This window comes from bacterium, from assembly GCA_022616075.1.
Taxonomy (GTDB): Bacteria; Acidobacteriota; HRBIN11; order JAKEFK01; family JAKEFK01; genus JAKEFK01.
On sequence record JAKEFK010000024.1, the window covers coordinates 31,988 to 58,671 of the forward strand.

Genomic DNA, 26,684 nt, shown 5'->3' on the forward strand with positions numbered 1-26,684 from the left:
TGTGTGGCCTGCAAAGAAGCTGATCATTGTACGGCATGGTGAGCGCTATCACCTTGATCCACCCAGCCGGTGGATTGTGTTATTCATCCGTGCAGCAGAGCGCATGGCCATTCCACGGATGATAAATAAATGAGTTGTTTTCATTGATATTATCTAAATAATTAATTTGAATCACATAATCGAGGCGATTATGCTTCGGGGATGATCTCAATCATCAGTCGTGTGCTGCTTGCATTGTTGATATTTCACGCAATCGAATCGGAAGCACAAATCCATTCGAATCTGACGCCTAAGATATTGCAGATCCGGCGTATAGACGACGCGCCAGTTTTGGAAGATTTTCTGGACATGGAACCTGACTCACAGATTGAAAAGTCTCTCACGAAAGTAGAAGGTTTCATTCAGCGGGTTCCGTCTGATGGATCTCCATCGAGCCGCCGGACTGTCGTTTATCTCGGCTATGATTCATCGCATTTTTACGCAGTCTTTCTATGTTTTGATCCGGAGCCGGAAAAGATTCGGGCAAGAATGTTCAACCGCGGCAGTGAAATCATACTCTCCGACGATGTAGTGACGCTTCAACTGGACACGTTTCACGACAAGCGGCAGGCTTATGTTTTCGGATCGAATCCTCTTGGAGTGCAATCCGATTGGGTCTGGGTGGAGGGACGGGGCTTCGATCAATCTTACGATGCCGTATTCCAAACTAAGGGCCAATTGACGGACCGGGGCTACGTAGTGTGGATGGCGATTCCATTTACAACTTTGCGTTTTCCATCAAAACCGAACCAGGAATGGGGAGTTCTTCTCACTCGCGACATCCCTCGATTGAATGAAGAAACATTCTGGCCTCACTACTGCAGCCATATTGAAGGTCGCTTGAATCAAATTGCAGACCTTACAGGTCTGGAGCAAATTACTTCCGGGAAAAATACTCAGTTGATCCCATATGCCTCCGCACGATCTTTTCGAGCACTGGATCAGAGACCAGATGTGACGCCTCATTTCATTGACAGCCGCTTGGATCCGGAGCTGGGCTTAGATACGAAACTGATTATTAATGACAGCCTGGTTCTCGATCTAACCTTGAACCCCGATTTCAGCCAGGTTGAATCGGACGAACCTCAGGTTACAGTGAACGAACGTTTTGAAGTCTTCTTCCCGGAAAAGCGGCAGTTCTTTTTGGAGAACGCCAGCTCGTTTCAGACTCCGATGAACCTCTTGTTTACGCGAAGAATCGCAGATCCACAGATCGGAGCTCGACTGACGGGCAAGATCGGAAAATATGCCATAGGCGCTCTCTCAGTCAACGACGAGTCGCCCGGTAAGAATGTCGCCGAACACCATCCAATATCGGGAGATAAAGCTATATTTTCGGTATTCCGGATTAGCCGGGACATTCTGGAAGGGTCCAACCTGGGTATCCTGTTTACGGACCGCGAATTCGAAAGCTCATTTAATCGTGTAGCGGGGATTGATGGACGTTTGAAGCTAAATTCGAATTGGGCGGGATCTTTTCAAGCCGTCACCAGCGTTACGCAGTTATTGGACGGGAGACATCTATCAGGACCTGCTTACCAATTGGATTTATTGCGAAGCGGGCGAAAGTTGTCCTACGAATTCATTTACGCCGGCATAAGCCCAGACTTTCGAACTCAGTCAGGATTTGTTGAACGAACGGACATCCATAGTTTTCATCAGTCCGCAACCTACAGCTTTCGTCCCGAAGGAAAGCATCTTATTAACTGGGGTCCTGCTCTATTCACAGATTACATACTGGACTATTCGGGAAAGCGCCTGGACTGGGTATTCAATCCCCATTTCTTAATGGAATTCACAGGGCAAACCTTGATCTCGTTGCGATACGCAGCATTCAGGGAGAAATTACGTGCCGTTGATTTTCCTGTTCTTGCCAAAGATCAAGACTTTTCACACCATCAATTCGCAGCCTCTTTTGCAACCCAATTGATTCCCCAGTTCAGTGTCAATGCTTTCGGGTTTCATGGAAGTAAAGTCAATTTCAATCCAGCCGAAGGAACGATCCCCTTCTTGGGTCAAACAACACACCTGGAATTGACGTTGACTCTCAGACCAGGCAGATCTTTGACTGTCGATCACACTTATCTTCTTACTGACATGAATCAACGAAAGACGGGCGTTCCTATTTTCACAGACCACATTCTTCGTTCCCGTTGGAGCTATCAATTCAGCCGTGAACTCTCCATGCGGGTCATCCTACAGTACAATGCGTTGCTGACCAATCCTGAGCTTACCGATCTCCCTACGATCAAATCCCTGAATGCCGACTTTCTGCTGACCTATCTAATTCATCCCGGAACAGCTCTGTACATTGGTTACAACAGCAATCTGGAGAACCTGCATCCTGATTTGATCCGGAGTTCCACAGGTCTGGTTCGAACCAGGAACAGCTTCATTAATAATGGAAGGCAATTCTTTGTAAAGTATTCCTATCTGCTTCGCTTGTGACGTGGGGAAATTGTAACGTTCATCAAGGGATCATCAGCACGATCTTGCCGTAGTGTCCCGGCTCCAGGATAGCTTCATGAGCGAACGCGGCTTCGTGGAGCGGGTATCGGCGCCCGATTACAGGCCGGACAACCCCGCTTTGCAGCCCAGCGCCCAGCGCTGCGTGGATCACAGAGACGTCTTCATCAGAGGCGTTAGACAGAAGCATGCCTAGAATCGATGCATCACGCGACATTGTATCGCGTGGATTGATTTCGATCGTTCCACGATTGCCGATCACAACGACGCGTCCATTTCTAGACAACATCGCCAGGTCCCGATTGAGATTTTGGTTCGCCAACATTTCCAGAACAATTGACACGCCGGCGCCACCTGTGGATTGCAATACTTCTTCCACAAGGTTGGCGGAATTGTGATCGAACACCTGATGCGCTCCATTTTCACTGACGATCACACGTCCCTCATGGGTCCCGGCTGTCCCTATCACACGCATGCCCCAGGCATGAGCTAACTGAACCGCGGCCAGACCAACTCCTCCGCTGGCCCCATGGATCAGAACCGATTCTCCCGGGCGCGCATTTGCCTTCTGAAAAAGCGCACGAAACGCTGTCGCATACGGGACTCCAAGGGCTGCTCCCTGCTCGAACGTCACGTTGGGAGGAAGCGGATGCGCTTGCGCTTCTGTGCACAGAGCCGTTTGCGCATACGTCCCTGTGAGACTGCCCGAAAGATAAACACGTTCACCGATCTTAAATCGCGTATTCCCGCCTCCAACAACCGCCACTTTTCCCGCCCCATCACGCCCTGGCGTGTATGGAAGCTGAGGAGATTTGGCATAAGTGCCCGCGCGAATGTATGTATCCACCGGATTCACACCTGCAGCATGGATCTCAACCAGCAGCTGGTCTCCCCCGGGTTGAAGATTCGGAACCTCTTCCAGTAGCAGCTTTTCAGGACCGCCAAACTCACGTACAACAATCGCTTTCATTCAACTTCCCTCAACGCGATTTCCCTAAGAGTCTCTTTGCCACATCCATCAGATCGGCCCGCTAAGTAGTATTGCCCATTTTATGGATGCGAATCGAATTCTTTTTTCGAATTATCCAAATGAAATCCTTTCATCGAAAGGATTCTCATGATAGTCCTTCATCGAAATACTGAAAACAATTAATTTGACAAATGAATGATCCAGCCCGTATTCTATTTGCTGAAACGGAGTGCATATATGCCGGGAATCCTGTGGTCTTCTAACGTTGATGACGCGCTCATGAAAGCCCAAAAAGAAAAAAAAGCGCTTTTTATCGATTTCTACGTTCCCGGTTGACTGGGTTGCGGGAAAATGGATGCCGTGACGTATCCGAACGAACCGGTGGCGCAACTGCTCAACAAAGAATTTGCCTGTGTCAAATGCAACGTGCAGGAGAAAGTGCCCGAGCTGCTATTGAATTTCGGAAAAATCCAATGGACTCCCACGTTTGTCATCGCGGATCACGCGAAAAATCAGATCCGAAGGATTATCGGGTATCGGCCGCCTGTCGAATTCCAGGCCGAACTTCACGTTTCGCTCGGCCTGATTGATTTGCTTCACAATCGTAACAGGGAGGCTCTCCTGCAATTTGAGGGCATTGCGAATCGATTCCCGAAGTCATTGGTTGCGGCGGAATCTGTGTTCTGGAAGGGAATAGCTGCATATCGAACTGCAGGCAGGAATCGAGAAGTTTTAAAAGAATACTGGAATCAGCTTTTAACCGACTATCCGGAAAGTACGTGGTGGGATCGAGCGGCTGTTTTTCCTGGCTGGGAACCAAACCGCCCATAATCTCAATCAGCAGCAGGAATAGGAAGTTCGTTGCAATCTTAGACTTATGAGAAGATTGGAGAAATGGCGGCAAGATCCTCTAAAGTGACGATTCTTAATGTTCCTTACGATTCTGGTTACCGTGATACGCGGATGGGGCGTGGTCCCGAGCGCATCTTGAGTGTCGGATTGTTACAAAAGCTGGCAGATGCCGGAATCGAGGTCGAATCCGAAGTGATTGAAGCGCCCGTCAAATTTCACACTGAAGTGACCACAGCATTTCAGCTTAACAGGATACTGGCAAAGCGAGTTCACGAAGCGACTCAAAAAGGTCGCTTCCCAATTCTGCTTTCAGGCAATTGTGGTTGTTCGATCGGACTGATGTCAGGCCTGCCACAAGACTCCGGTGTTATCTGGTTTGATGCTCACGGCGACTTCAACACGCCGGAAACGACTTTAAGCGGCTTTCTGGATGGGATGGCGCTTGCGATTCTCACAGGAAAATGCTGGACTTCGCTGTCCTCCGCTATCGATGGATTCCGCGCGCTCCCTGAATCAAAGGCATTGCTGGTTGGGGCACGCGATGTGGATGAAGAGGAAGGGCGTTTGATTCAATCGTCCGGATTAGAATGGATTCGTCCGCAAGAAATGCAACAGCGGTTCATTCCAGCACTGGTATCGCTGAAATCCCGTACTCCCGCCGTGCATTTGCATTTTGATCTCGATGTTCTGGATCCGGCTTTAGCGCCAGCAAATCAGTATGTCGCGCCAAACGGACTTACGCCCAATCAACTGATCGACGCGGCAAAACTGATCACCGATCGATTCGAAATTACTTCCATTTGCATTGCTGCCTACGACCCGGAATTCGATCCGGATGCAAAGGCCGCGCGCGTGGCATGCGATTTGATTCTTGGTTTGTTGCTCCACCAACGCTGAGACGCTTGCGCGGCTAAAGAAAGCTTTGCCGCTGTTCGGATGAACAGTACTCATTATTTTGATGAGAACAATCAATTTTACTTGAGCCATACTTGCTACTACACTTACCCCTCATGTCAAATAATCTCGAAAGAAACGGATAGTTCCATTCACTGTGCAATCTTAGAATTATGAGAAGATTAGAGAAATGACTGCAAGATCGATTGATGTTTTCTTCTACGGCTATTTCATGGACGTTGATCTGTTGCGGAGTCAAGGGGTGTCGCCAACAAATCCTCGGCGCGCCTTTGTCGACGAATTCGCGCTGCGAATCGGTCGCCGCGCGACGCTTGTTCCAGCCGCAGGCCAACGAGTCTACGGAATGATCATTTCGCTGACCCACGACGAAATCTTGCGGCTTTATTCGGCGCCCGGACTGGAGCACTATCTTCCCGAAGCGGTAATAGCCCATACATTCGAAGGCCGTGACATTCCAGCGCTCTGTTACAGCCTTGCACAACCGCCGGCGGCCTCCGAGCAAAATCGAGAGTATTTATCAAAACTACTTTCAGCCCTTCGTAAGCTTGGTTTTCCTCCGGAGTATATTTCTTCGGTAGAACATGCAACGGACATGCAGAGTCCGGAACCTATCGCCTCACGCTTACGTTTCCAATGAAGTGAAATCCAAACTTTCGTTAGACAAGTTAGAAGTTGGATTGTTTCTCGGAAAAGCACTAGGGGAACTGCAAAAGCTGTTTGCTTGCTGAGCAAAAGAGGAAGTGCGATTCGGCCGTCCTGAGAACTTTTTCTTCTTCCGGGTTGATTCTCATCTACTGTTGTCCCGGAATATTGAAGCGCAATTTCCGAATTTCAAGAAATTCATTTCACCCCATAATGAAAAACTATCAAACATTTGCGCAACGTCGAGAAAGCGAACTCGTCGGTTTTCCCTACTATTGGGACGCTACTAGTGTCCCCGCACCAGAACAACCCGGAGCGTTTCCGGTTCGGCGCGAAGCACTGCAGAACGCACGAGTCAATCCGACGGCATGCAAACAAACTCCAAATTCCATTATGGGAATAACCCCTGAACGAAGAGCGTTACGTGAGAATGCGATATATGAGAACCTCCGATGCCAAAGTCGGCCGTAGAAATATGCGCTTTCAATCACCACAAGGATAGCTGCTTCCTAAATTCCCGTTAGGGTCGCACGGCTCTCCTGCTAGACGTTTTGCACTCCTACCGGCGGGATTTTGGGCACGTGGCGGCCGATCGGGCGCACCAGCACCATTTTCCAATTCGCTCACAACATACACAGTTCAAATACCAGAAGAACGATCAGCACGGCCGCTGCGGCGCAGTATGCGATGTATTCCTTCATGTCAAATCCTCCGCCGCAGCCTTTATCAACAAACGTGCCAGGAGTCTTATCGACGAGAAGAAGTGCTTCGCGTGTATGTGAGGTCGAAAACTATTGCATGTACGGTGAAATCATTTCGACTCGTTACGTTTCTTTTTATGCTTGACGTAACGCATAACGCATGCTTATGATTGGAAATGATCATCAGCTACCGGGACAAGCGAACCAGAAACTTTGCGGATGGAAAACGAATCAAGTCATTTTCTGGCATTGAGCGTTCGGCGCGTTTGAAGCTTGATCGCCTTGAAGCGGCCATCTCCTTAAAAGACCTTGCTGCATTGCCCGGTAACTGTTTGGAGGCGCTGTCTGGGGATCGGGAAGGTCAATACAGCATCCGAATTAATGACCGATGGCGGATTTGCTTTGAATGGCCCGACAAATCTCCCGGCCCTTTAAACGTGGAGATTGTTGATTATCATTAGGAGAACCACCATGACAATAACCGCTATTCACCCTGGGGAACATTTGGCGGAAGAACTCAAAGAGTTAAGGATGAGTGCTGCAGAGTTAGCGCGTCAGCTCGATGTGCCCACGAACAGAATTACCGAAATCCTGAATGGACAGCGAGCGATCAGTGCTGATACCGCATTGCGCATGGCACATTTTTTTGGCACGAGCCCCGAGTTTTGGTTGAACCTTCAGAGCATTTATGACCTGCGTCTGGCGCAAGAGAAAGCCGGCAAAACCATCAAGGAGTTACCGAGACTCAGGCGTCGTGTTACTGCTAAGGTGTGACTGAAACGGCCTATTTGCGTGGGCCTTCATTTAAGCTCGTCGGCTTAATTTCGTAAAACACTGGCATAATACGATAGAGCATAAATGTAAGGATGCATCGCGACTTTCCACTTGATGTGGACATCCCAATCAAATTCATCGACAGGCGCGTAGAGCGGTTGCGAACGGACCCGAGGTCCGATCTACGGATGGCATTGAACCCAAACATTCATTGCCAGTTTTCAGTGCCCGATCTCAGTGAAGAGGATGTCTTCCTCGTACGACAATGGTGCACTCAGACGTCGGACCTAGAGCGAAATACTTCCGCCAGAAAGGCGGAAATCATCGCGAAGCGTTTTTACGAGAGTTACGGGCTTTCAGTTCGTGATGTTTCAATTACACAGTTACAGACGCAACGTTCTTCCGGAGAGTGGAAGCTTTACGATCTGCAGGTGAATGATTCCCCGGTCGACGTGAAAAACTATCGTAGCTTAAGGAGAAGATCATCGCGTTACCGGGAGCATCGAGTGAAGCACTTCAAAAGAACCGATCAGGGCTTGGAAATATCAATTGCCGGTGTTGTTTCTCCGTGGACCAATGTGGACGAAATCGTATTCCTGGGCGAGAATACCTTTAGTGAAATAGAGTCGGTCCGCAAATACTTTCAACAAGGTGATCTACTCACCCTTGATTTTTCTGGAAATGCGATTCACCGCGGAACTCTTTTGCCACCATGGATGTTTGACTACCCTTTGCAATGCTACAAGCAACGGATTCAAAGCCTTGAGAGGATGAAGAACAGCAAATTGTTTGATTTTGCTCAGTGGCCAGCATGGGAGTTGAATCCTTTCGCGATTTCGATTCTCTTACGGCGCGACGTTACAGAAATCCCTGAGATTAGAACCAAGATGGAAGACTGGGAAGTCGAGTATTACAGAGAGCTGTTCGAAGCATGTAGGCATTGCGGAGTGCTCCTTTCGGTTGTATTTTTCGCCACGCTTCGACATTTTCTAGCAATGTTGCGTTCGTCATATGGCACAAGCGCGAAATACAGGCCTTCGGACTATCGGAAGTTCCTTTACTTCCATCCGGAATGGGTCCATCCGGTTGGAATCCACGATCCGCTGGGAACAGTATCAGTACTTGTTTCAACTTTGGATGCCCTTTGGAGAGGTTCTCACTATCTTATAAAAGATTATCGGGATTTTCGTCTCGACGCGATGGGAATTCTAAGAGGCAGGAAGGAAGCGCAAAAAGATTGGAAGACAATTATTGCTTATTGCGCAAAATGTCCCCGTGACCCACTTCTCCTTTCAGAGGAAACAAGACATTGCAGATATGGAAGAATTATTTGCGAGTGTGGGCATTGTTGCTCGGACTGCAAGTAAGAGAGCTGTAGATGCGCAAATCAATGGAAGTTGCAATTTCAATTATGAACCGTAGCCGCCTGTCTTGTGAGCGTGTGCGGGGCATTGTGAATCTAGCTGCGCAGAGTCGGCCTTCGCATCAGTTCCTGATATCGGACTCTCGGGCATCATTTAACAATATCTACCGGTCTCAAACTGCATCGCCACACTGCCTCTATTCTCTGAAAGTACGTCAATCAACGCAAGGATAGCTGCTCCCTAAATCGCCGTTGGAATCGCAAGGCTTTCCGGCTAAGAACGCATCGAAGCAGGTGCAGTCCTGCCAGTGAAGATAGACATTCTGTAATCCTGCGGGCGGGATCTTTGGGATGTGATTCGTTATCGGGCTTACATATACCTTGAAGATATTTCCGCCAAGATCACTCATCGCGGTGATCATTCCAAGCCATACTTCTTTCGGCGCGTTCGGATCCCTTCCAATATCGCCGCCGAACTTCACATCGCCGCATTTGTAAAATGCCTTTGCGCAGGTTGCTGGTTTATAGAGCTGGATCGTGATGACTCCGCGCGAAGCTGCTACAACCGTTCCATAGAGATCAGGACTTCTGTGCGTGAGGGGCGTTGTGCAAACGATTTCCCCGGTTTGCACAATCGCTGCAGCTCCAAAGAAGCAGCAGGTTAAGTAAAGCAGGATGATTTTCCGTGAAGACTTACATGGAGCGTTTCTATTTCGCATACCCGATTACGAAACTCAAGAACTGTGCCAGCTAAACGCCACGGCACCTGACTCGGTGGAGATCCATTTGAACGGCCCAAAGGTCGAAGACTTTCTGGGTCGCGGTCGAAAGATTTCGACCCCGACACTCATTTTTGATATGCGATATCTATGGAATGATATCCACAACGTCGACGTGATCTCTCCCTGACCGACGAAGAAAAGCTGGCCAAGTTCTTGCTTTTACGGTGCCAGAGAGGTTGCGATGGGTCTGCTTTATTTTGAGCTAACGGGTAACGTTGAATTCTTCAGGCTGCGGGCGATGGAACACGGATTCGATCTGTTGATGGCGCGCACGCCTTACGGAATTGCAGGGTTGGGTGAAACGCACGCGATCACCACATTGATTGAGGAAATGCGCGCTGAACCTGCGATGGAGTTCCGCTTTTCTTTGCGCAATCTTTCCAGCCAATGTCTCAAGGAGCTCGTGGATCTTCACGTTCCGGAAGATGAGCTTCGCTACTACATCGTAACTTCATTAGACATCAAGAACCGCGACCTGCTCGTTTGTGAAAAGTCGCAAGGGCGATATTTCGTGATCAGACGTCCCAGCAAGAAAGAATGCCAGAACAGAAGCAACGCCCCCATTCTTATCACAAGGGAGAAAACTCAGTACTTCGCTGAGTTCGGCACTGATTTTGATATCGACCAGGCCGATTTTTCCAGGTTCGCTTTTTAGGGAGTACATATGATCGATGAAATCCGTTGTTTGAGATGCAATGCAAGGTTCGAAGAAATCGAATTCTGCAACCACGGTGAGATTGTTTCACCAACGCCGTTTTGCGAGGTTTGCGGCGATTGTATTTGCGAAAAAAATGGAGATTCAACAGAAAACCGGCAACTGATGGAAATTTTCTATTCAGGAGTTTCTTCAGAGATCCTTGATGAACTTCCACGAAGGAGAGAGCATGAAGAAAAACTCCTTTCCATGTTTAGGAACTCGACGCATCCTTTGAGCTCAATTGATCATCTGCGTTCGACCTTCACACCGATCGCAGTGAATCAAATGCTCCGCTTTATCGTCAATGGAGGCATCCGCCGCTATCTTGTGAAAGCCATAAACGAGGACCTTCTTCCCGCCAGATCTCTTTTTTCGCGATCTGAGTGTTCCGTATTTCGTACTCATTCTCTTTATCCGATTAAAGTGTTCAATTTCGGCTCGCGAAGCAAAGGGGTCGTTCTTCTTGCTGGAACTGCTCACACATTGAAGGGCTTATCCCAGCTTGAGCTTGGAAGAGAGGAAGTAGTTTTTGTGGGGGTTGAACTCAATGAGTCCCCCAAGCTTCTTGTCGATCAGTACCAGGAAGAGCGCGACTATACTCACGTCCTGCGAGTCTTCCGGGCATGGGTGGAGAGAGTGCGTCCTGAATTTGTCCGTTTTACCGAAAATGGAATTCCGCAATGCCTGATCGGAAAAAAGTGGGTCAAACCGCAGGGCTTCGATTCCACTGACGAATGGATTTCTGACGCGGAAAGGCTCAAGGATGGTTTTGCAGATTCCAGCGAGTTTTCATTCCGGTTCACTGGGACAACTGATAACTCCATCATCATGACTGTTTCTCCAACAAGAATCTCTGAAGATTCATTGTGGCCGACGTGCGAACGCGTCTGGAAAGAGTTGCTGATCGCGCTTGAAAGAGCATCGGGAATATTGCTTATCGCATCGCACCGTGAGGAAGTGGGTTCTGTGCGCCAGTTCCTCATGGATAGACTGAAGGAAAGGTTGGTGGAGTTTTCCGATTTCTCCAACTGGGGAATCGATGGCTCCGACTTTTACGCCGGTAACGTCGTATTTGCCGACCACACTCATCTCAAAACAGATCCTCATGATCTGATCGATCTGTCGCAAAGCGTTCCGGTCATTCTCTTCTACACAGGAATTCATCCTTCTGAGTATCTTCGTGAGCGGCCGATCCGAAGAAGGTTTGAAGCATGCATCGTCGGGCATTATCTCTTTACGAGTTTTCGCCCGCTCTGCAAATGTGCAGAAGGCGTTTCTTCTCACGCAGTAAAAATTGCAAATGGCCGAATTGTTGATGCGGACTTTCTCGAACCAAAGGGCTGCGGACAGTGCTATGACTCCGGTTACCGCGACAAATATCTCCTGCTGTTTCCATATGAAGCACTGGTTCCGGAACCCGATGGAGATCCCTTTATTGATCAAAAGATGTTTGACGATTTTCTCGGTCTGAAGGTGTTGGATTTTTTCTACGCCTCGCGGCTGTTCGGCGCCTGTTTGAAAAACCAAACGGTAGTCGCAAGACTCGGATCTGAATGATCTCATGGCACTGGAGCTCAATAGAACGCGAACGGCACCGATTACTGTTGTCCTGGTGGGTAGTGATAGGGAGGTTTCTCAAATGGAGCTGGCGAATACGAAAGTGAAAGCATTCCGCTTTACCTCCGGAGAGGAAGCCTTTGATTGGTGCCGTCGGAATGAGGAAACCTTTTCCCTGGTTATCGTTGGTCCACATACAGATGATATGACCGGAAAGAAACTTTCCAGGCTGATCAAGCAAGAGGTGGTTATGGATGTAATTCTGATTCTTGAATCGAATGACTCAGAGGAGACCGTAAAAAATCACACTGCCGCAGACATTTTGCTCTACCCAACAGAGTCGGTTATCGATCTTGTGCGGCAGTACATTGCCAATTACGCCTCTTACGGAAAAGGCGTTCCTGATGCTGAAATCATAATGCCGGAATTCGAACAAATTTCGGGCTTGAGTAAAGGCGTCACCCTTAAGGGCTATACTCTTATCAACCTGATTGAATCCGGCGGGATGTCGGCTGTCTGGGAAGCGTATTCGAACATCAACAAGTCCGAGCGCGTCGCTATTAAGTTTCTTCATTCAACCTGGCTGCAGAGTGCAAGGATTTCGGAGTCGTTTAACCATGAAGCGATCCTTCTTTCCAAATTTTCTCACAAGAACATTCTGAAGCTTTTGCTGTCCGGTTGCTGGAATTCTTATCAGTACATGATTCTGCCTTACGTTGATGGAATGAGAGGTGACGATCTCTTTTCAGTGATTGAGCCTGCTCGCAGCGAAGTTGTGAGTTTCATTGCCTGTGAGCTCTTCAGCACGCTGGAGTACATTCACAACTTTGCTGATGATGGATTGCAGCTGAATGTTCAGCATCGAGACGTGTGTCCGGATAATCTTCTCTTTTCGAAATCCGGATCGATGTTTCTAATCGACTTTGGAAGCGCGCGATCCGGACTGTTTGAGACCGGCTGCGACATTCGTCCTGTTCGTGAAAGCATCGCAGGGCATCATTTATATAATGCTCCCGAACAACTGGACCGTTTTCATCCTCAACACAGTCGGCAATCTGATGTCTATTCTGCAGGTTTGACTTTGTACCGGCTCTTCGTACCCAGGCTCTATGCGGATGAGAATCAAATATACGCTGACGTAGGGTCGCGAGCGCTTTATCCCCTTCCGGACAACGTTCCGGAGTATTACTGTGACTTTTTTCAAAAAACCCTCGCGCGGGCGCCCGAAAATCGCCCGACAGCAGCACACGCGCTCGCTTATATCAAGCGTCACTTTCCGCTTTTACAACAAGACGAGTTTAAAAATTACCTTCGTAATTTTATTTGAGCTGTGAGGTTAGGATGATTGACTACAAAAAGAAGCAGATCGTTCTGGACGTTCTTGAACATCTTCGGGAATTTATCCGGTCTGATAATTTGGCTTTCGAAATTCATAAAGTCATCAAAGACGTTATGAGTGCTGACAACGTCACGGTGATTTTTGGTGACGATCAAGTTGATCAGTACTGGATCACGAGCCAGCCGGCAGAGGAACGCGGTGTGAGCTACACAGTTGTGAACAAGGCCAAAGCTGATGACAACGATACAGGCTACTGGTTTGCGGAAGTCGCGGAGCGGAGTAAAACGAAAAGCCAGATGGACTACGACATGAAATATTGCCTGGCTGCGGTTGTAGACACAGCGTCTGTTGTAGATCGCAGGCTCGGAACAATCTATTGTGATGTGCGCCGGGGACCGCATCGATACACCGAGCAGGATGCGAGATTCTTGAAGTATCTTGCTGACCACCTTGCTGTGTACTTGGAGTTGGTGATCGCCCGAAGAAATTCCGCAAAACTCAGAGACCGGAATGATAAGTTTATGGAACTGCAGAAGCAGAATCCTGCAACTGTTCTAGAACGTCTCGTTGGATTTTCTCCGAAGATTGTGGAGATCAAAAACGACATCATGACTGTGATTTCATGTGTTGAGGAACCGGTCTTGATTCAGGGTGAAACCGGCACGGGCAAAGGTGTCGTTGCAAAGATTATCCACGACCTTTCCTCACGCAGCTCAAAGGAGTTTGTAACAGTTGAGTGCAGCAATCTTCAGAAGGAGCTTGCGTATTCCGAACTCTGGGGGCATAAGAAAGGCGCTTATTCAGATGCGCGCGAAGGCCGTACCGGCCTTGTGCGAACGGCGCATGGCGGAACGCTGTTTCTTGATGAGATCGGGGACCTGCCTCTGATCCAACAGGGAATGCTTCTACGAGTTTTACAGGAGGGTAAGGTTCGACCTTTAGGCGAGGATAGAGAAGAAGTGGTAAATTTCCGGCTGATTTGCGCCACAAACCGCAATCTCCACAAGATGGTTCAGGAAGGTAAGTTTCGGGAAGACCTTTACTGGCGCATCAACAAGTTCCCAATTTATCTGCCGCCGCTTCGCGATAGAAAAGAAGACATTTCGGTTCTTGCTGACCATTTCGCAAAAACGAAGTCCATTTCTCCAGACGCAATATGCTTGCTCAAAGCACTTCCTCTTACCGGAAACGTCCGTGAGCTGCAGGACCTCATTGGAATGGCGAAAGCATATGCGAAGTCCATGGAGATTACTCTTAAGGACGTGGAACTTGTTCTTGAAAGATGCAGTGCGAACTGTGTTGCATATCCCGACAACACTTCTTCTACTGAACCCGTGGATGGAAAAGTGCTCTTAAGCAGAGTCTTTTTGCACCAGTTGAGTTTTCAAGAACTTCAAGAGATGTGGAACAAGAAACGGATCACCAAAGAACAACTCAGGGCTCTTTTTGATGTTCTTTTTACTGTTACGCGTGGAGCGGTTGCTCCCATCGGCCGTAGGCTGGGTATTACTGAGCAGAAGGTTATGGATCAGTTCATCGATTGGGTCGGCTACCTGCGCAAGCAGCGAATCCTGCCGCTGAAGGACGAGTTTGACTTCCCGGCCCGGATTTCACCTGAATCCCTCGATCAAGCTTTTGTCTAGAACACTTCTTGAACGATCCTTGAGCGGGTAGAAGAGAAAGACCCAACCGAAAGGGATTGGATTCGAAAATAAGGTCAGCAATTTGGCGAGCAGAGCGAACTCAATGCTTAATTTATAAACGCTGCCACCATTGTTTCACTATCTGCCAAAATCCGGTTTTTCCTTTGTCGGTTTCCGACATCACTCGGGTATCTTCTGCTGCACCCTCGATTGCCATCTCACCGATGTTGAAGTATCTCTCTTTCTCAGAGCGGTCGTATGCTCTTCCGGCCTCAATCTCGTTTCTAGACCATCGAGCAGCCCAATGAACATTGTTATTCGTTATCCAATAATGAGACTGGCACTCGAAGCTCCAGTTCCCGATCGAAGGATGAAGCGAAATCGTCTTGCCATCAAAGATGAGCTTCCAATCCGTTGGTCCCAGCGGAGTAACGACTTCTTTTCCACAGCCACAGCAGCACTTGTGGACTACGGTTGCATACCTAATCGATATGTAAAGGGTCTCCTTCTCGATATGATCGGGAATAGATTCGACGAATTCATGTTTAAGAACTCTCTTCCTTCTCATTAACGCATGTCTTCATTTGTGAGCAAGTCGCAATCGATCGTATACGTGCTGTGATGTTCACGCTTGAGGTCGCGATAAAAGCCAAACAGTTTCTTCCATTTGATGACAGCTAAGGCGGCGTTGAGAGCGTTGAGATCAGCAATCTGGATATTCGTATCATATTGATTGTCTCTACCACCATCCGAAAAAGAGATCCTGTTACGAACATGGTCACGCTGTTTCGGCGTGCTGGTCGTGATCCTTAGAATGCCGCCCAATGAATCATCAGTCACATTAACACCCATACCGACGTCGATGAACGGAACGCCGCAGTATTCGAGCATTTCCACGATCATCTTTTTTGCCGAGCTGCGATCCAGGCAAAGAAAACCGAAGTCCATGTTTTGCAGTTCCCCGACATTCCCTGCATCTACATAAACCGCATGATCAATGACACCCCGGTGCATTTTCGAGTACAGACTCTTCAGGTAGACAACCTTAGGTGGCTTCGTCATCAGGTCGTCAATCGAAGGAGCGCCCGGGGATCTGAAAGCGTTGTGCTGCAAAAAAGCATCTCCGTCAAAAAGGTGGATTTCCTTTACAGGGGTCTTAGCAACAAGATCCAGCACGTAACAGCCGGTTCCGCCCAACCCCACGATTGCAATCTTTAGTGGTTCTAGCTTTTTTGCGACGAAGTCAATTTCGGCCCTGCTTGAAGCGGTATCGATGTAATTGAATACAGTTTCCTCATTCTCTTTATCTGGTTCGATAACGGGAAACGTTTTTGACGTAATCAATGGATCGATCAACTGAGCCGGGCCGGATATGATTGCGACATATGTGGTCACTTTAACGTAATAATCCTCATACAATCCGCTCGGCTTGGGCTTCGCTGAGAACCTGTGTTGGACCACGACGCCCTCAGCGAGGGTGCGGTTTTCACATGAATTTCTGATCTGCTCTATTTCCTTTCCATCCGCATTGCAGGGGTAATCGCCGACAAAATGAGCAACATGATCCTCAGGACGTGAGGTTATATCGCCCGCCAGGGTTAATGTTGAGACCAGAATTCCGAGCTTTATTTCTTTGCGGGAGTTTACATACGGAACATCCTTCACGAGTAAATAGCCGGAACGGATTTGGAGATCATAACCCTCGTCGCGCAGCTTTTTCAGGTCAGCGCTATGACTTATCAGTTTGCGTGACATTGAAGATCATTCCATCCTTGATCTTAACTTTTCCTCCAGGCATCAACGTACCTTCTAGGTTCGGATGAGGGCCGCCCTCATATGTGATTGTGAACAAGATGTTCTCTCCGGTCGGCACAGGGTCGAACGCAAGGGCGACGATTTCATTGAACGACAACTCCTTCTTCGTTACGACTTTCTTTCGGCCATTTACGATGATCGTGAATTCCTTGCCCTTGGCGGAACCACTGTGGAAATGCTCGCCATCTTTCAGATGGATTATCTCTTGGTCGTTTGGAATAGGCTGATCTTCTCTATTGCCGGTAACCTCGCGATATAGCACGAGTCCTGGTTCTATATCGCCGAGCTTATATATGGCCTCGCCTATGGTGGGATTTGGCGATACGTGCAGCTTCTGATCAATATGAATCCTCACCTCATCGTGTTTCTGGTCCGCTTTCGTTTTTTGTTCAGACATTAAATCATCCTCCTTAAATGTGTTTGGTAACTCTTCCTTTGCGGCACTGCTTCGCTAATTTCGATTGGCATCAGTTGTCCTGCTGGCATAACCGCGCCCGCAAGCGTGAAATGAGTGTTCTTGCGCGGCCCACCTTTGTTTTGGTCAATTCGTGGTAGGAAAATCCGCGCGCAATAGAAACAAGAAGTCGCCATTCCGCCACGCTCATGTCGCCCCGGAGCTCTGCCAGACGAAGGCGAGCCAGCATCCGATGTTCTGCATGTGGTTCGAGCTGCTCTTGAAGATATTTACGCTTGAGCCGCGCATGGTTCCGTTCAACCCAGGAGCCGGTGGAAATGGCCGTGTTGAATTTGCGCTGAAATTCTTCTTGATCTGCGGGAACGCCGGTGGATTCAACGGTCGCCAGCAAGAAGGCGAGACCGTTTTCAATACCCCAAGTTCGGTGAGTTACTTTGCCGCAACGCGCGGCCTGTGATTGGTGCTCCGCATAAACGCACCAAGGAAAAGGTAAGTCTTCCATGTTCATCTCCTTTTGTGGGGATCGCTATTGTCCCCGCGATGACTGAGTGCAGATGAACCTTTTCATTGGCTTGCTGAACCGCGAACCGGAACGCTGTGCCCGATTCGAGGCCTATACCAGCCGCCTAGCAAGGCCGTTCTGCCCCACAATTATTGTAGTCCAAAATCGCTTAATGTTACAGATGGTTAGAAAAAAAGATCAGAAAGTTGTCAATTGCGTCGCATAAGTGTCTGACCACTCCTTTCGGAGAAGGTCGAACATCTGCTTCCGCTCAGGATCCTGCTGAGCCATCAAACTCTGCGCCCGAGCTAGCGACAGGAGCATCAACTGGAGTGCTACTAAAGTCTGCTGCGCACCATTGAATGTCTGCGGCTCGGAGGCATTATTTTCCGCACTTGTAGGAGCACCCTCGGCGACTCGCGCGTCCAGTGTCAGCGCAGCATTGCTCAACGGCTCGTAAAGCCGTCCGTAAAATGGATGTGCCGTGTTGATCGTCAGAATGATTTTGCCGAATCGTTGATCTACATGATAAAACGGCCAGTACTCGTCATGCTTATAATGTATGATGTGCTTCGAGCTCTTAACGCGCTCAAAGGCTTCCTCATCAGTCTCCATTTCCCGCTTGAGCATCATCGCGAGAGTACGGAGGTTCTCATCGAGCTGCCGCTGTTCCTCCGGAGTGTTCGGCGTAGGCTCGATCAAGGCCTTTGCCTGGCGAAGCTCGGCCTCATCAGCCTTCATTTCACCGGCGCTTGGCTTGCTTCCATGGCGTATTACCGTCTGCTCGCTTTGATATTTCTTGATCTGCTCGCGAAGTGCAGTTATTTCTCCAGATAGCGCTTCAGAGATGTCCTGCAGCACATAATCCTTGGGACGAATGCCCTGCTTATTCGCGGCTACTCCGAATGCCTCGTCCAACTCGCCTGGGAAATCGATCTGGATGCGGAGCCAGTTCGCGTCACTGTGACGCTTCATGATCTCTGGAATCGTTCCGATGAAAACCTCGCGGTCGTTCCGCAAAACAGAGACCGTATTGTCGTCGTATAGGTGCAGGTCGTTTTTGCGAACCTTGAGAGGAAGCGCTCCCCAATCTGAGATCGGCAGGGCGTAGAGGCGAATAGTGACGGGTGCACGCTCGACGTTTTCCGATTCCTGACTGTGGTTTTCGCTCCGCTTCACTTGGATGACCTTAGAAAAAACTACCCGGCTTTCTTTCACTCTGATCTCAGGAATTCTGGTGTGCCGAGCAGAGACCATGGAGTATGTCGGATCGAAAGGCTCTACCAGCCGATTATTCACGTAGAGTTTTGTGCCTTTTGCAAGCGCGCGGCGATAGACACGGGACATCTCTTTGATCGCATGCTCACACAGCGTCCGAGCTTTCGCAAAAGTGAGCCGGTCGCACAACGGCAAATAAACGATCGTACCTGACTTCCCGAGCCTATCCTTGAGTTCGTCCACATCTTGCGCAAAAAGCGACTGCTCGTTTCGATCGGGAAAAGAGAGTGCTTTCGTCAAAATATCAGAGACCTCACTCGGCAGCAGGTCCATAAGAGTAGGGTCTGGCAGCTCGATGAGGTTTGATTTTTCCTTTCCGATGGCTTCGACATCGAGGGTCATATTGTAATAGGCTCCCGATTCCTGCCATGAATAAATGTCAAGAATCGGACTCATGCTGAGCGCCGCAGTTTTCATGCCCATGCCGAAGCGCCCGATGCCGGAACGGTTGTCAAAGACCATGGAACCGCCGAACGATGTTGCGAATTTTAGGACATTGGGTGCCATCCCGTTGCCGTTATCGAGTACCAAAATATTTGTCTGGTAAGCGCCTTTCTTACCAGTCTGGCTAAAATAGACGCGAACTTCGGTGGCGCCCCACTGGATAGCGTTGTCAATATGCTCGCACAACGCAGACGTTGTGCTGTTATAACCGACATCGCGCAAAGATCTGATGAGTGTTTGCCCGAAAAAGAGCGGTACGGTCGCCTTTTCCTTGATGATCCGATTCAGTACAGTCTTCCCGCCGCGCGGGGCATTCTCGCCCCAAACTGGGGTTTGAGCATCAGCTTCCGACGAGGTGGGAGTATTTTGTTCTAGCATTTCGATTCTCCTGTTTTGTGACCACCGGCTGTTCGGGGTCAGAGTCGAGAGCATAATGGCTCTCATTAAATAAGTAGTTGAAAACGCCCAAAAGTTACATTGTGGCCAGAAATCGCGTGGAATTTTAGAAGTTTGATCGTTATTGTAAGAATGAGTGACAACGGTTTTCTGCGCGACTGATTCAATCTTTCGATAACGTCTCACGCATTTTGCTGCAGCCCGAGCGCATTTATGATTTCCGTTGCAATTCTTGTTTTCTCTTTGCTGTTGGAATCATATCCCAGACGAAAGTCTCGGAAATCATTATCTCCGGAATAAGGACCATAGACTCCACCGTTTGGGGAAGGTACTTCGTAACACAGCCCATTCTTCGAAGCTCCTTTACTTGTTTTGTCTAAACATCAATATGTTCGAATCTGCAGTGGCTTTCGATCTTGATTGTGATTTTTCTCTATAGCCCTCAATAATGGTTTTAAGCATGCCTTCGCCCAATTGCGAATGTGAAGACAGCTGGGCGAGATCAATAGGAACCCCGTATATAGCCTCGATCATCTGTCGAATTAGCCGTGGTTTTTCTGCCGGTATGTCTAGGCTTTCAGGTTCTTTCATTCTCCACCCATTAGCGGATAACTGCTCAAATAAGTAACGATATTGTCGCTCCGAAATAGCTCGCACATCAAAGGCTCGCCTGATTAAGGCTTGTATGGAAACGCCCCATTTTGGTTTTAGCTGTGCGATCCTAGAAAGAGTAAGTGGCGATACAAAATCTCGAACGATGCCTTTCTGAGGCATCAAGAACTCTGCTGCGAACTGGTTGGCACTCTTCTCCTGTTCAACGCCTAGTCTTTTCTTGTGCCCCAAAATAAGATGGCCTAATTCGTGAGCAATGGTTAGCCTCATCCTGTCAGCAGGTCTGTTCTTGGAAATCGCAATGAGAGGCACTTGGTCTCCAGGAGTATCATGAACGATTTTGCACGAAAATGCGTCACGTCTTGGAAGCTCGACTGGCAGAGCCAAAATCAAAACTCCAATTCGTTCTAAAGTATCTATCAAATTCACAATGGGACCATCTTCGGTGAGAATACAATGCATTCTAGTTTCAATGGCTGCTTGCTGAGGATCACTCGATGGGGATTTTGGGAGAGAGGGGGGGACTGGGCTAATCTTGGCGGCGAGCAGTGTGAAAAGCTCGTAGAGTACTTCTGCATACCGCTTAGCCTCTACCAATTCCCGTCTTGTCATCGTGGCGTGTGCCCTAAATACAACGGCGCTTGAGTCGAACTCAATCAAAGGATCGTTGGAAAAAAAGGAAAGAGGGAAGCGGGTGTATCTTGAAATATCAGATATCAAATCGGCGGAAGGCTCTTTGAATCCTCCTTCAATCTGAGCTATCGCGCTCTGAGAAACTTCAATTTTGTCAGCCAATTGTTTTTGAGTCCACCCATGAAGTTCCCTTGCTTGTCGTATGCGTTTTCCGCTATACATTTGTTTTCATCCATTTTCTTTCTTTTTGTCCTCTTGTTTCGGTTCGATAGGAAGTTCTCCCGGATCATTCGGAGGTGGAGGCGCGGAAGAAGAAAGACCGGGATTTTTTATTTCCATTATCCAATGAGCTTCAACGGATTCTTCGTCAGCGTATTTTGGACAAACCAACCAAAGCCGAGAAAGGTTGTGAAGTTTATCAGAATTCCAGATGATGATGAGTTTTAGCGGGTCAACACCGGTAAAGAGAAGCTGTTGGCAATACGCTTGTCTAGGGTCGGACTTTGACGCCGGCGGATTTTGATCATTTGCTTTCCAAATTCTGATACCGTAATTTGGAAGTTGGAGCCACAAACCAGCGTTATTGATATGCTCCATCTTGAGATCTGCAAATTCTTTCTTCTGTAAATAGTTCTTGGCATAAGCTCGAACATTGCCAGCCCAAATGGTACCATCAAATTCGAGATCGTCAGCATCAACTATTTCTTTTGATTTCATCGCGCCCCATTCCAAGGCGTAATAAATCTCGCGCAGGAGCCAGTCCAATTCTTGATAAGTTTCTTCAGGATTAGGAAAGTGCGGTAGGTTCATCTTCTTATTATTACCTCGTATCGGTAATAAAATTACCAGCAAATTACCATTCTGTCAATGGCTCCCCGCATTGCTGCACTTTATTCCGGATTGCTCGACTTTATTCTGCGTTGCCGCGCGGTTTATTCCAATCTACACTCGTGGGGTCTGTTGCAAAGGATGTGAAACTCTGCATCATCAAGAGTGTTGGAGTCGTAATGGCAACAAGTGCTCCATCTTTGCATGTGATTGAAGAGAAGTTCCGGAGAAGAAATAGGCATGGGCCAGATGCGAATAATCAGTGGATTGTTGAAAGACGGGCAGGATTCCAGATCATCTCGGCAATCATCATATAAAGCTTCTGCCGAGCCATCTAATTCGGCTTTCTTGAATTCGTGATACGCCTGGAACGGTCAGGCTCTTGTCTCTCACAAATTTCAAGAATCCGGGGTTGCGTGTTTACGTCAAGCCAAGCGATTTAAGCGCTGCCGTCATTGGATCGCTGTAAAAGATCGGGTCGACGCGTTCCATGATGTCGGCCGGAACGGCAAGGAAATCGCGCTTGTTCTCTATCGGAACCATTGCACGGCGAGCACCATTTTCCTTTCCTAATTGAAGGGCTTGGTCTAAGGAGCGCAAAGCCTTAATGTTCCCCTGAATGCTCAGATCTCCAAGCACCATTAGCGCTGGCAAAGTCGAAGATTTCTTCAATGCAGAATATATCGAGACAACAAGCGCAACGCCCGTCTCTCCGGTGACGTGATTGTGCAATAAATCGATGACCTCGACATGGAAGTCAGTCGTATCCACTTGCTGAGCAATTCCCATATCCACCTTATGACCCTGTATGTAGGAGAACGCGCGACGAAGCGACTCGCGCATCCCGGGATCGATTGCACCTGACAAACTCAGCTTTCCAGTTCCAGATGAGCAACCGACCTCCAGTCGAAACAAACCAACTTTTCCTTGATCATCAACGGAGGCCGTGTAAAGCGACCCGGGTGCAAGCGGATCCGCAGAAATCAGATTCCGCCCGCCTTCCTCCGGAACACCGACGTAACGCTCCTCACCTGTCTCCTTTTCTATATAGGAGAAAGATGTGTTGAAGAATTCAAATGAACCCATCTTCTTCAACTGCTCTTTGACCCTTCGCCTTCCTTCCAGTGCGAGCTCCAATATTTCTTGGAGTTCGTCTTTCGTCATCTCGCCATGGGGATAAATTAGTTTGGCCAGCCCTGCAACGGTTTTTCGTGATGCTTTAACATCACGAGATTTCAATTGCGATCCAAGAGAAAAATGCGTATCAATAATCTCGGTGAAATTGCGGCGGCGGAGCTCACGAAGCGCCTCAGCAAGATAGTCCACGACGAATCCATACCCTGAAGTGAACATGCTGGTCTGCATTTTCGGAATCTCCCACCCAGGAACATAAAAATGAATGCGGTCCAGAAAGGCGGTGTCTTCCCGGATCACATCCGGCAAAGGAGCAAATAAATGCGACGACCGGACCATCACATCAACCGCCTGGTGGATATTTCCAAAGAATGCAACCGAAGCAGTGCCGCTCAATTGCTCTTTTCCTCGCGCAAAACTTCCTGATTCGCAATAGGTCTTCAGCGTGGTAATCACTTCTCGCGGCATCTTCTGCAGGTCGGCCACTTCATCAAATGCGACCGCATCCCACAAGCCAACCAATCCAATCTTGTTCGTGCTCATGTTGTAGAAAAGATTGGCAACGGTTGTAGGACCAGTTAGAAGAATTGCGTACGGAGAGAGTTGCTGGTACGCGAACGATTTTCCGGTTTCGCGGGGTCCCAATTCAATCAGGTTATAATTTTGCTCGCATAATGGCACGAGCCGCATCAGATAAAGGAGTTTCAACCGCCGGCTCATCCCGATGGGTTCTAGCCCGATTGTGCGAACTAATAAATCGACCCACTCTTCTGATGTGAAACCTTCTCGCCCGTTAAAATATTCCTGGATATCGAATGTAGCCACCTGAATCGGCTTCAGATCATCAATCCAAAACGGACTCCGGCGACCCTGAACCTGATCATCATATTCATGGCGTAATTCGACCTCGGACCAAACGCCATCCACGAGAAGACGATCGAAATTCCGCACGAACCGGTCCGGGACATGAATGAAGCGGTTCCCGAAGTTTACGATTTCCGCCCAGTACTTATCATCTTCAGCCAGATACCGAACTTTGACTTTATCAATGAGGATGTGTCGTCCTTTTTCTTTGACAACGGACTGTGCCTTATTCGCTTCATCGGGGCGCACGAAATTTTCCGCAAGAGTCGAGTTGACGATTTTTAATCCTGCTTCGACTGCGACAGGATCATCGGTTGCACAGTACTTGCCTAACAAGTATTCCAGAACATAAACCGGCACTGTTGATCCGAACTTGAGCTTGCGCACCAATTCTTTTCGGACGACCTTACCGGCGAAAGTTTTGCTGACCTTGGCGTCCAGCGCGTCCGGAACCGACTGGTTAGAAAGCAAGCGATACCTCCACAGGATTCGGTTTTACGAGTTCCATTCCGGTTAACGAATCAATCAGATGGATGGTAACGGATCCTGACGCTGGCGCCTTTTCGGTAAGCATTAAAGCAATGGTATTGGGTTCCACGCTGTTCGGGCTTTGCGTGGATTCGCGTAGCGCAAAATCTGCCGTTGTCTGGTTGAACCCATAGCTGCCACTGACAGGAATCGAGCAACTCTCGTTTCCGACCCGCGCTTCCACCTTGATCCGGGGCCATTCCATCTCGAGCACTCGCGATTCCCCTGTAACTGTAACGGAAAAAAAACGGCTGGTAATTTTCGGAGTCCCAAGTGCCAGCTTCCATGAGATGCCTTTCACTGTGTCGTAATGCTGGGTCACTTTAGGGCGGGCTGTCAGAACTGGGATGATGAGTTCTTGAGGGGATGCCCCGCCGTGGAAATAAGAAACCGATCCGCCCGAACGGAATACAGCCAGGTTCAAGGGAACGGCGATGTCAAGATCGCTGTTGATGCCGAACTTCGAAAGCGGTTCCATAAAATAGCTTGGACTGCTAGCGCCGTTTCGCCCTACCCAGACGCGACGATGCAGCAGCGCGGTCTTTCCTCCGGGCGCATCAATCTTCATCGAGTCGTCCATTTCTTCTCCATACAGAAATCCATGATCTGCAGCAACGACGATATGTTCGACTCCTACCTCCGCCAGTCGCCTCATCGCGATACAGAGCTGACTTAAAACATCATCCATCATTTGCCTGGTCGATGTAAAACCTTTTTCTCCACTGCTGTCGATTTCCTGAGAGGTCAGCAGGACGATAAATGGGCCGCTCGGCACTTCTTTCAGCTTCCTTTTTATTGCTTTGTATTCTTCCAGCTTCAAAACCACAACCGGCATATCGATGTTTGACGCAAAGTATTCGATCCGCTTTTCCCGATTTGCGAGGACTTTATCGCCCATTACGACTTCCAACGCCTTATTGGGAGCACGAAGTTGCATGGATTGCCGGGCCCTTGGTAACAAAGCGGCCATCCCAACTTCAGTAACCGCCGGAAGCGTTCCAATCACAGCATTGAGCTGAAGATCAAACTCCTTTCCCAGTAGTCCGTTCAGCTCCGTCGCCATTTCGTAGCGTAATGCGTCTACGAAAATGTATGCGGTTTTCTTCTGATGAAAATGAGGTTCTACAAAAATCTCGAAAACTTCACTTTGCTTGTAAAAGTCCGGTATATGAAAAGAGGCATCTTTCAAGGCTCTTAAAAAAGTTTCAGCTAACAGAGTGGCCGCTTCGTGGTGTGCTTTTCTCGCGGATGAGACGAGCTTGTCAAGATCATCCGGCAGCTTTAAATGCACTTCAAGGTTGGACGTTTGCTTTTCCAGATAACGATGGAGAGTATCCATCCGGTGCCATTCATCGATATAAGAACGGACTATGGATGAGGCGTTCTTCTTGCCGACCTGTGATTGAACAAAAGAGCTGAACTGAATCAACTGAGCGGCAAGGTTAAGAATATTCCACTGGCCCTTGAGTTCTGGGTCCTGCGTAGCCCAGAAACCCTTCGCTCGTTTGCTAGCAAAGGCCAATACGTCCTCACCAATCCGCTCGATTAGTTTCTTTGCAGTATTCGTTAATAGGATAGCGTCGATCTTGGCAAATGTTTCCACTTTCTGGCAGATTTCAAATGGTAAAGACATGCTGTTGACGTGCAGTGACTTCTCCACTTGGGCCGCCGCTCGTTTGTAACTTTCAGCGAGACCAAGCTGTCCACGCCAGGATGCCGCCAATTCAGAGCATTTCCTCAATGCGTACGCATCGATCGTTCCGGCAAGAGTCACGAGCGCCGGAGGGATATCATCAGCCAGTGAATAAAGGAAATCAGCTATCAGAACGTGTCTCGCAAAGACGCTTCTCAACTGTTCGGGCGATTTTTCTGTTTTGATCGGAGCTTTATATATTGAAGAGAGAGAATTAATGAGCTCTGATGACGCTTTTTTGTCGAGTAACACTTGGTCGTATCTGTCAGATGAGACAAACTTCAATGCTGCTTCTTCCGGCATGTCGACACCAAAAATCACATTGAGTACCGGGGACAATCGGAGATCACTCCCTTCGTCGGCGAGGCGTTCTAGATCCGCAAGTTTGAGTTGTCCACTATCGATTTGTTTTTCCAGTTCATCCAATCGATGATCCGGAATGCGTCCCTTCAGAGATCTTCTTGCAACTAATGATAATCGTGTGTTCCGTAGCACGGAACGATCCCCCGGTTGCGCGACCGCTCCCAGCGCTGCCAGCTCAGCAAGCGCCTGTTTCGTTTGATCGCGATGGAGCGGAACATAAACGAGCATGTGAGGACGATGCGGTCCGCGTAAGGCTTCTTCGATCTGCGCGCGCAGATCGTAATAGCTTGTGTTATACCGGGCAATCTTACAAGACGGAATTTTGAGAGTCTCAATCAGTGATGAGTACGTTTGGTCAGGGTCAAACCATAGAACAATTCCTTGCTCGGCGACCTGCCGGGCCAACATCTCCTGCAGATGATCTGCTATGACTCCCATC

At 48.6% G+C, this 26,684-nt stretch carries 24 protein-coding genes; 13 read left to right on the plus strand and 11 right to left on the minus strand.

All coding sequences use genetic code 11. The features are described from left to right. Positions 1 to 201 precede the first annotated feature (201 nt). Positions 202 to 2,487 carry a carbohydrate binding family 9 domain-containing protein gene (locus tag L0156_02175; GenBank protein ID MCI0601796.1) on the plus strand — a complete coding sequence of 762 codons (2,286 nt, stop codon included), beginning with the start codon at positions 202 to 204 and terminating at the stop codon, positions 2,485 to 2,487. A gap of 22 nt (positions 2,488 to 2,509) precedes the next feature. Here the strand turns inward: L0156_02175 and L0156_02180 are convergent, their stop codons facing one another. Then, complete coding sequence (locus L0156_02180) at positions 2,510 to 3,475, minus strand: NADPH:quinone reductase (GenBank protein ID MCI0601797.1); 966 nt, start codon at positions 3,473 to 3,475, stop codon at positions 2,510 to 2,512. Positions 3,476 to 3,670: 195 nt separating this feature from the next. Here L0156_02180 and L0156_02185 point away from each other — a divergent pair, with 195 nt between their 5' ends. The 7 genes from L0156_02185 to L0156_02215 all read left to right on the plus strand — a co-directional run bounded on the left by L0156_02185 (position 3,671) and on the right by L0156_02215 (position 8,726). Next, on the plus strand, positions 3,671 to 3,811 hold the full coding sequence (locus tag L0156_02185) for a hypothetical protein (protein MCI0601798.1): 141 nt from the start codon (positions 3,671 to 3,673) through the stop codon (positions 3,809 to 3,811). 15 nt (positions 3,812 to 3,826) lie between these two features. Further along, positions 3,827 to 4,306 (plus strand): thioredoxin family protein, encoded by a 480-nt coding sequence (locus L0156_02190; GenBank protein ID MCI0601799.1) that lies wholly within the window; start codon positions 3,827 to 3,829, stop codon positions 4,304 to 4,306. 63 nt (positions 4,307 to 4,369) lie between these two features. Beyond that, on the plus strand, positions 4,370 to 5,224 hold the full coding sequence (locus tag L0156_02195) for an arginase family protein (protein MCI0601800.1): 855 nt from the start codon (positions 4,370 to 4,372) through the stop codon (positions 5,222 to 5,224). Between the two features lie 187 nt (positions 5,225 to 5,411). After that, positions 5,412 to 5,879, plus strand: coding sequence for a gamma-glutamylcyclotransferase (locus tag L0156_02200; GenBank protein ID MCI0601801.1), 468 nt, complete (start codon positions 5,412 to 5,414; stop codon positions 5,877 to 5,879). 882 nt (positions 5,880 to 6,761) lie between these two features. Continuing rightward, a complete protein-coding gene (locus tag L0156_02205) occupies positions 6,762 to 7,046 on the plus strand; it encodes a type II toxin-antitoxin system RelE/ParE family toxin (GenBank protein MCI0601802.1) in 285 nt (94 codons plus the stop codon). 10 nt (positions 7,047 to 7,056) lie between these two features. Next, positions 7,057 to 7,359 carry a HigA family addiction module antitoxin gene (locus tag L0156_02210; protein MCI0601803.1) on the plus strand — a complete coding sequence of 101 codons (303 nt, stop codon included), beginning with the start codon at positions 7,057 to 7,059 and terminating at the stop codon, positions 7,357 to 7,359. Positions 7,360 to 7,451: 92 nt separating this feature from the next. Next, positions 7,452 to 8,726: a hypothetical protein gene (locus tag L0156_02215; GenBank protein ID MCI0601804.1), complete on the plus strand. Its 1,275-nt coding sequence runs from the start codon at positions 7,452 to 7,454 to the stop codon at positions 8,724 to 8,726. 211 nt (positions 8,727 to 8,937) lie between these two features. Here L0156_02215 and L0156_02220 read toward each other — a convergent pair whose 3' ends face one another. After that, positions 8,938 to 9,354: a hypothetical protein gene (locus L0156_02220; protein MCI0601805.1), complete on the minus strand. Its 417-nt coding sequence runs from the start codon at positions 9,352 to 9,354 to the stop codon at positions 8,938 to 8,940. Between the two features lie 43 nt (positions 9,355 to 9,397). On the opposite strand from L0156_02220, the gene L0156_02225 reads away from it, so the two are divergent. The 5 genes from L0156_02225 (at position 9,398) to L0156_02245 (ending at position 14,740) form a co-directional block, all read left to right on the plus strand. Beyond that, positions 9,398 to 9,631, plus strand: coding sequence for a hypothetical protein (locus tag L0156_02225; protein MCI0601806.1), 234 nt, complete (start codon positions 9,398 to 9,400; stop codon positions 9,629 to 9,631). Between the two features lie 54 nt (positions 9,632 to 9,685). Next, positions 9,686 to 10,159 carry a hypothetical protein gene (locus L0156_02230; protein ID MCI0601807.1) on the plus strand — a complete coding sequence of 158 codons (474 nt, stop codon included), beginning with the start codon at positions 9,686 to 9,688 and terminating at the stop codon, positions 10,157 to 10,159. Between the two features lie 9 nt (positions 10,160 to 10,168). Next, positions 10,169 to 11,758 (plus strand): hypothetical protein, encoded by a 1,590-nt coding sequence (locus tag L0156_02235; GenBank protein MCI0601808.1) that lies wholly within the window; start codon positions 10,169 to 10,171, stop codon positions 11,756 to 11,758. An 82-nt stretch (positions 11,759 to 11,840) separates the two neighbouring features. Beyond that, positions 11,841 to 13,085, plus strand: a complete 1,245-nt coding sequence (locus L0156_02240) for a protein kinase (protein ID MCI0601809.1) — start codon at positions 11,841 to 11,843, stop codon at positions 13,083 to 13,085. A gap of 14 nt (positions 13,086 to 13,099) precedes the next feature. After that, positions 13,100 to 14,740, plus strand: coding sequence for a sigma 54-interacting transcriptional regulator (locus L0156_02245; protein ID MCI0601810.1), 1,641 nt, complete (start codon positions 13,100 to 13,102; stop codon positions 14,738 to 14,740). Between the two features lie 112 nt (positions 14,741 to 14,852). Here L0156_02245 and L0156_02250 read toward each other — a convergent pair whose 3' ends face one another. The 9 genes from L0156_02250 to L0156_02290 all read right to left on the minus strand — a co-directional run bounded on the left by L0156_02250 (position 14,853) and on the right by L0156_02290 (position 26,683). Then, positions 14,853 to 15,308: a hypothetical protein gene (locus tag L0156_02250; GenBank protein ID MCI0601811.1), complete on the minus strand. Its 456-nt coding sequence runs from the start codon at positions 15,306 to 15,308 to the stop codon at positions 14,853 to 14,855. Beyond that, positions 15,308 to 16,495, minus strand: a complete 1,188-nt coding sequence (locus L0156_02255; GenBank protein MCI0601812.1) for a ThiF family adenylyltransferase — start codon at positions 16,493 to 16,495, stop codon at positions 15,308 to 15,310. Before L0156_02255 ends, L0156_02250 begins: the two co-directional genes overlap by 1 nt. Then, entirely contained in the window at positions 16,470 to 16,952 is a 483-nt protein-coding gene (locus tag L0156_02260) for a multiubiquitin domain-containing protein (protein MCI0601813.1), read from the minus strand. Before L0156_02260 ends, L0156_02255 begins: the two co-directional genes overlap by 26 nt. 70 nt (positions 16,953 to 17,022) lie before the next feature. After that, positions 17,023 to 17,472 carry a hypothetical protein gene (locus L0156_02265; protein ID MCI0601814.1) on the minus strand — a complete coding sequence of 150 codons (450 nt, stop codon included), beginning with the start codon at positions 17,470 to 17,472 and terminating at the stop codon, positions 17,023 to 17,025. Positions 17,473 to 17,670: 198 nt separating this feature from the next. Beyond that, positions 17,671 to 19,572, minus strand: coding sequence for an ATP-binding protein (locus L0156_02270; GenBank protein MCI0601815.1), 1,902 nt, complete (start codon positions 19,570 to 19,572; stop codon positions 17,671 to 17,673). 381 nt (positions 19,573 to 19,953) lie between these two features. Beyond that, entirely contained in the window at positions 19,954 to 21,057 is a 1,104-nt protein-coding gene (locus tag L0156_02275) for an XRE family transcriptional regulator (GenBank protein MCI0601816.1), read from the minus strand. A gap of 6 nt (positions 21,058 to 21,063) precedes the next feature. Beyond that, positions 21,064 to 21,645 (minus strand): hypothetical protein, encoded by a 582-nt coding sequence (locus L0156_02280; GenBank protein ID MCI0601817.1) that lies wholly within the window; start codon positions 21,643 to 21,645, stop codon positions 21,064 to 21,066. A gap of 438 nt (positions 21,646 to 22,083) precedes the next feature. Beyond that, complete coding sequence (gene brxL / locus L0156_02285; GenBank protein MCI0601818.1) at positions 22,084 to 24,132, minus strand: protease Lon-related BREX system protein BrxL; 2,049 nt, start codon at positions 24,130 to 24,132, stop codon at positions 22,084 to 22,086. Next, the gene (locus L0156_02290; GenBank protein ID MCI0601819.1) at positions 24,122 to 26,683 is read right to left on the minus strand and encodes a PglZ domain-containing protein; all 2,562 of its coding nucleotides are present in this window, start codon (positions 26,681 to 26,683) and stop codon (positions 24,122 to 24,124) included. The genes brxL and L0156_02290 overlap by 11 nt, the downstream gene beginning before the upstream one ends. Position 26,684: the final 1 nt, after the last annotated feature.

Coding starts and splice junctions, on each gene's coding strand:
- L0156_02175 (MCI0601796.1), top strand. CDS start 202: ATGATCTCAATCATCAGTCGTGTGCTGCTTGCATTGTTGATATTTCAC.
- L0156_02180 (MCI0601797.1), bottom strand. CDS start 3,475: ATGAAAGCGATTGTTGTACGTGAGTTTGGCGGTCCTGAAAAGCTGCTA.
- L0156_02185 (MCI0601798.1), top strand. CDS start 3,671: ATGATCCAGCCCGTATTCTATTTGCTGAAACGGAGTGCATATATGCCG.
- L0156_02190 (MCI0601799.1), top strand. CDS start 3,827: ATGGATGCCGTGACGTATCCGAACGAACCGGTGGCGCAACTGCTCAAC.
- L0156_02195 (MCI0601800.1), top strand. CDS start 4,370: ATGGCGGCAAGATCCTCTAAAGTGACGATTCTTAATGTTCCTTACGAT.
- L0156_02200 (MCI0601801.1), top strand. CDS start 5,412: ATGACTGCAAGATCGATTGATGTTTTCTTCTACGGCTATTTCATGGAC.
- L0156_02205 (MCI0601802.1), top strand. CDS start 6,762: ATGATCATCAGCTACCGGGACAAGCGAACCAGAAACTTTGCGGATGGA.
- L0156_02210 (MCI0601803.1), top strand. CDS start 7,057: ATGACAATAACCGCTATTCACCCTGGGGAACATTTGGCGGAAGAACTC.
- L0156_02215 (MCI0601804.1), top strand. CDS start 7,452: ATGCATCGCGACTTTCCACTTGATGTGGACATCCCAATCAAATTCATC.
- L0156_02225 (MCI0601806.1), top strand. CDS start 9,398: ATGATTTTCCGTGAAGACTTACATGGAGCGTTTCTATTTCGCATACCC.
- L0156_02230 (MCI0601807.1), top strand. CDS start 9,686: ATGGGTCTGCTTTATTTTGAGCTAACGGGTAACGTTGAATTCTTCAGG.
- L0156_02235 (MCI0601808.1), top strand. CDS start 10,169: ATGATCGATGAAATCCGTTGTTTGAGATGCAATGCAAGGTTCGAAGAA.
- L0156_02240 (MCI0601809.1), top strand. CDS start 11,841: ATGGAGCTGGCGAATACGAAAGTGAAAGCATTCCGCTTTACCTCCGGA.
- L0156_02245 (MCI0601810.1), top strand. CDS start 13,100: ATGATTGACTACAAAAAGAAGCAGATCGTTCTGGACGTTCTTGAACAT.
- L0156_02250 (MCI0601811.1), bottom strand. CDS start 15,308: ATGAGAAGGAAGAGAGTTCTTAAACATGAATTCGTCGAATCTATTCCC.
- L0156_02255 (MCI0601812.1), bottom strand. CDS start 16,495: ATGTCACGCAAACTGATAAGTCATAGCGCTGACCTGAAAAAGCTGCGC.
- L0156_02260 (MCI0601813.1), bottom strand. CDS start 16,952: ATGTCTGAACAAAAAACGAAAGCGGACCAGAAACACGATGAGGTGAGG.
- L0156_02265 (MCI0601814.1), bottom strand. CDS start 17,472: ATGGAAGACTTACCTTTTCCTTGGTGCGTTTATGCGGAGCACCAATCA.
- L0156_02270 (MCI0601815.1), bottom strand. CDS start 19,572: ATGCTAGAACAAAATACTCCCACCTCGTCGGAAGCTGATGCTCAAACC.
- L0156_02275 (MCI0601816.1), bottom strand. CDS start 21,057: ATGTATAGCGGAAAACGCATACGACAAGCAAGGGAACTTCATGGGTGG.
- L0156_02280 (MCI0601817.1), bottom strand. CDS start 21,645: ATGAACCTACCGCACTTTCCTAATCCTGAAGAAACTTATCAAGAATTG.
- L0156_02290 (MCI0601819.1), bottom strand. CDS start 26,683: ATGGGAGTCATAGCAGATCATCTGCAGGAGATGTTGGCCCGGCAGGTC.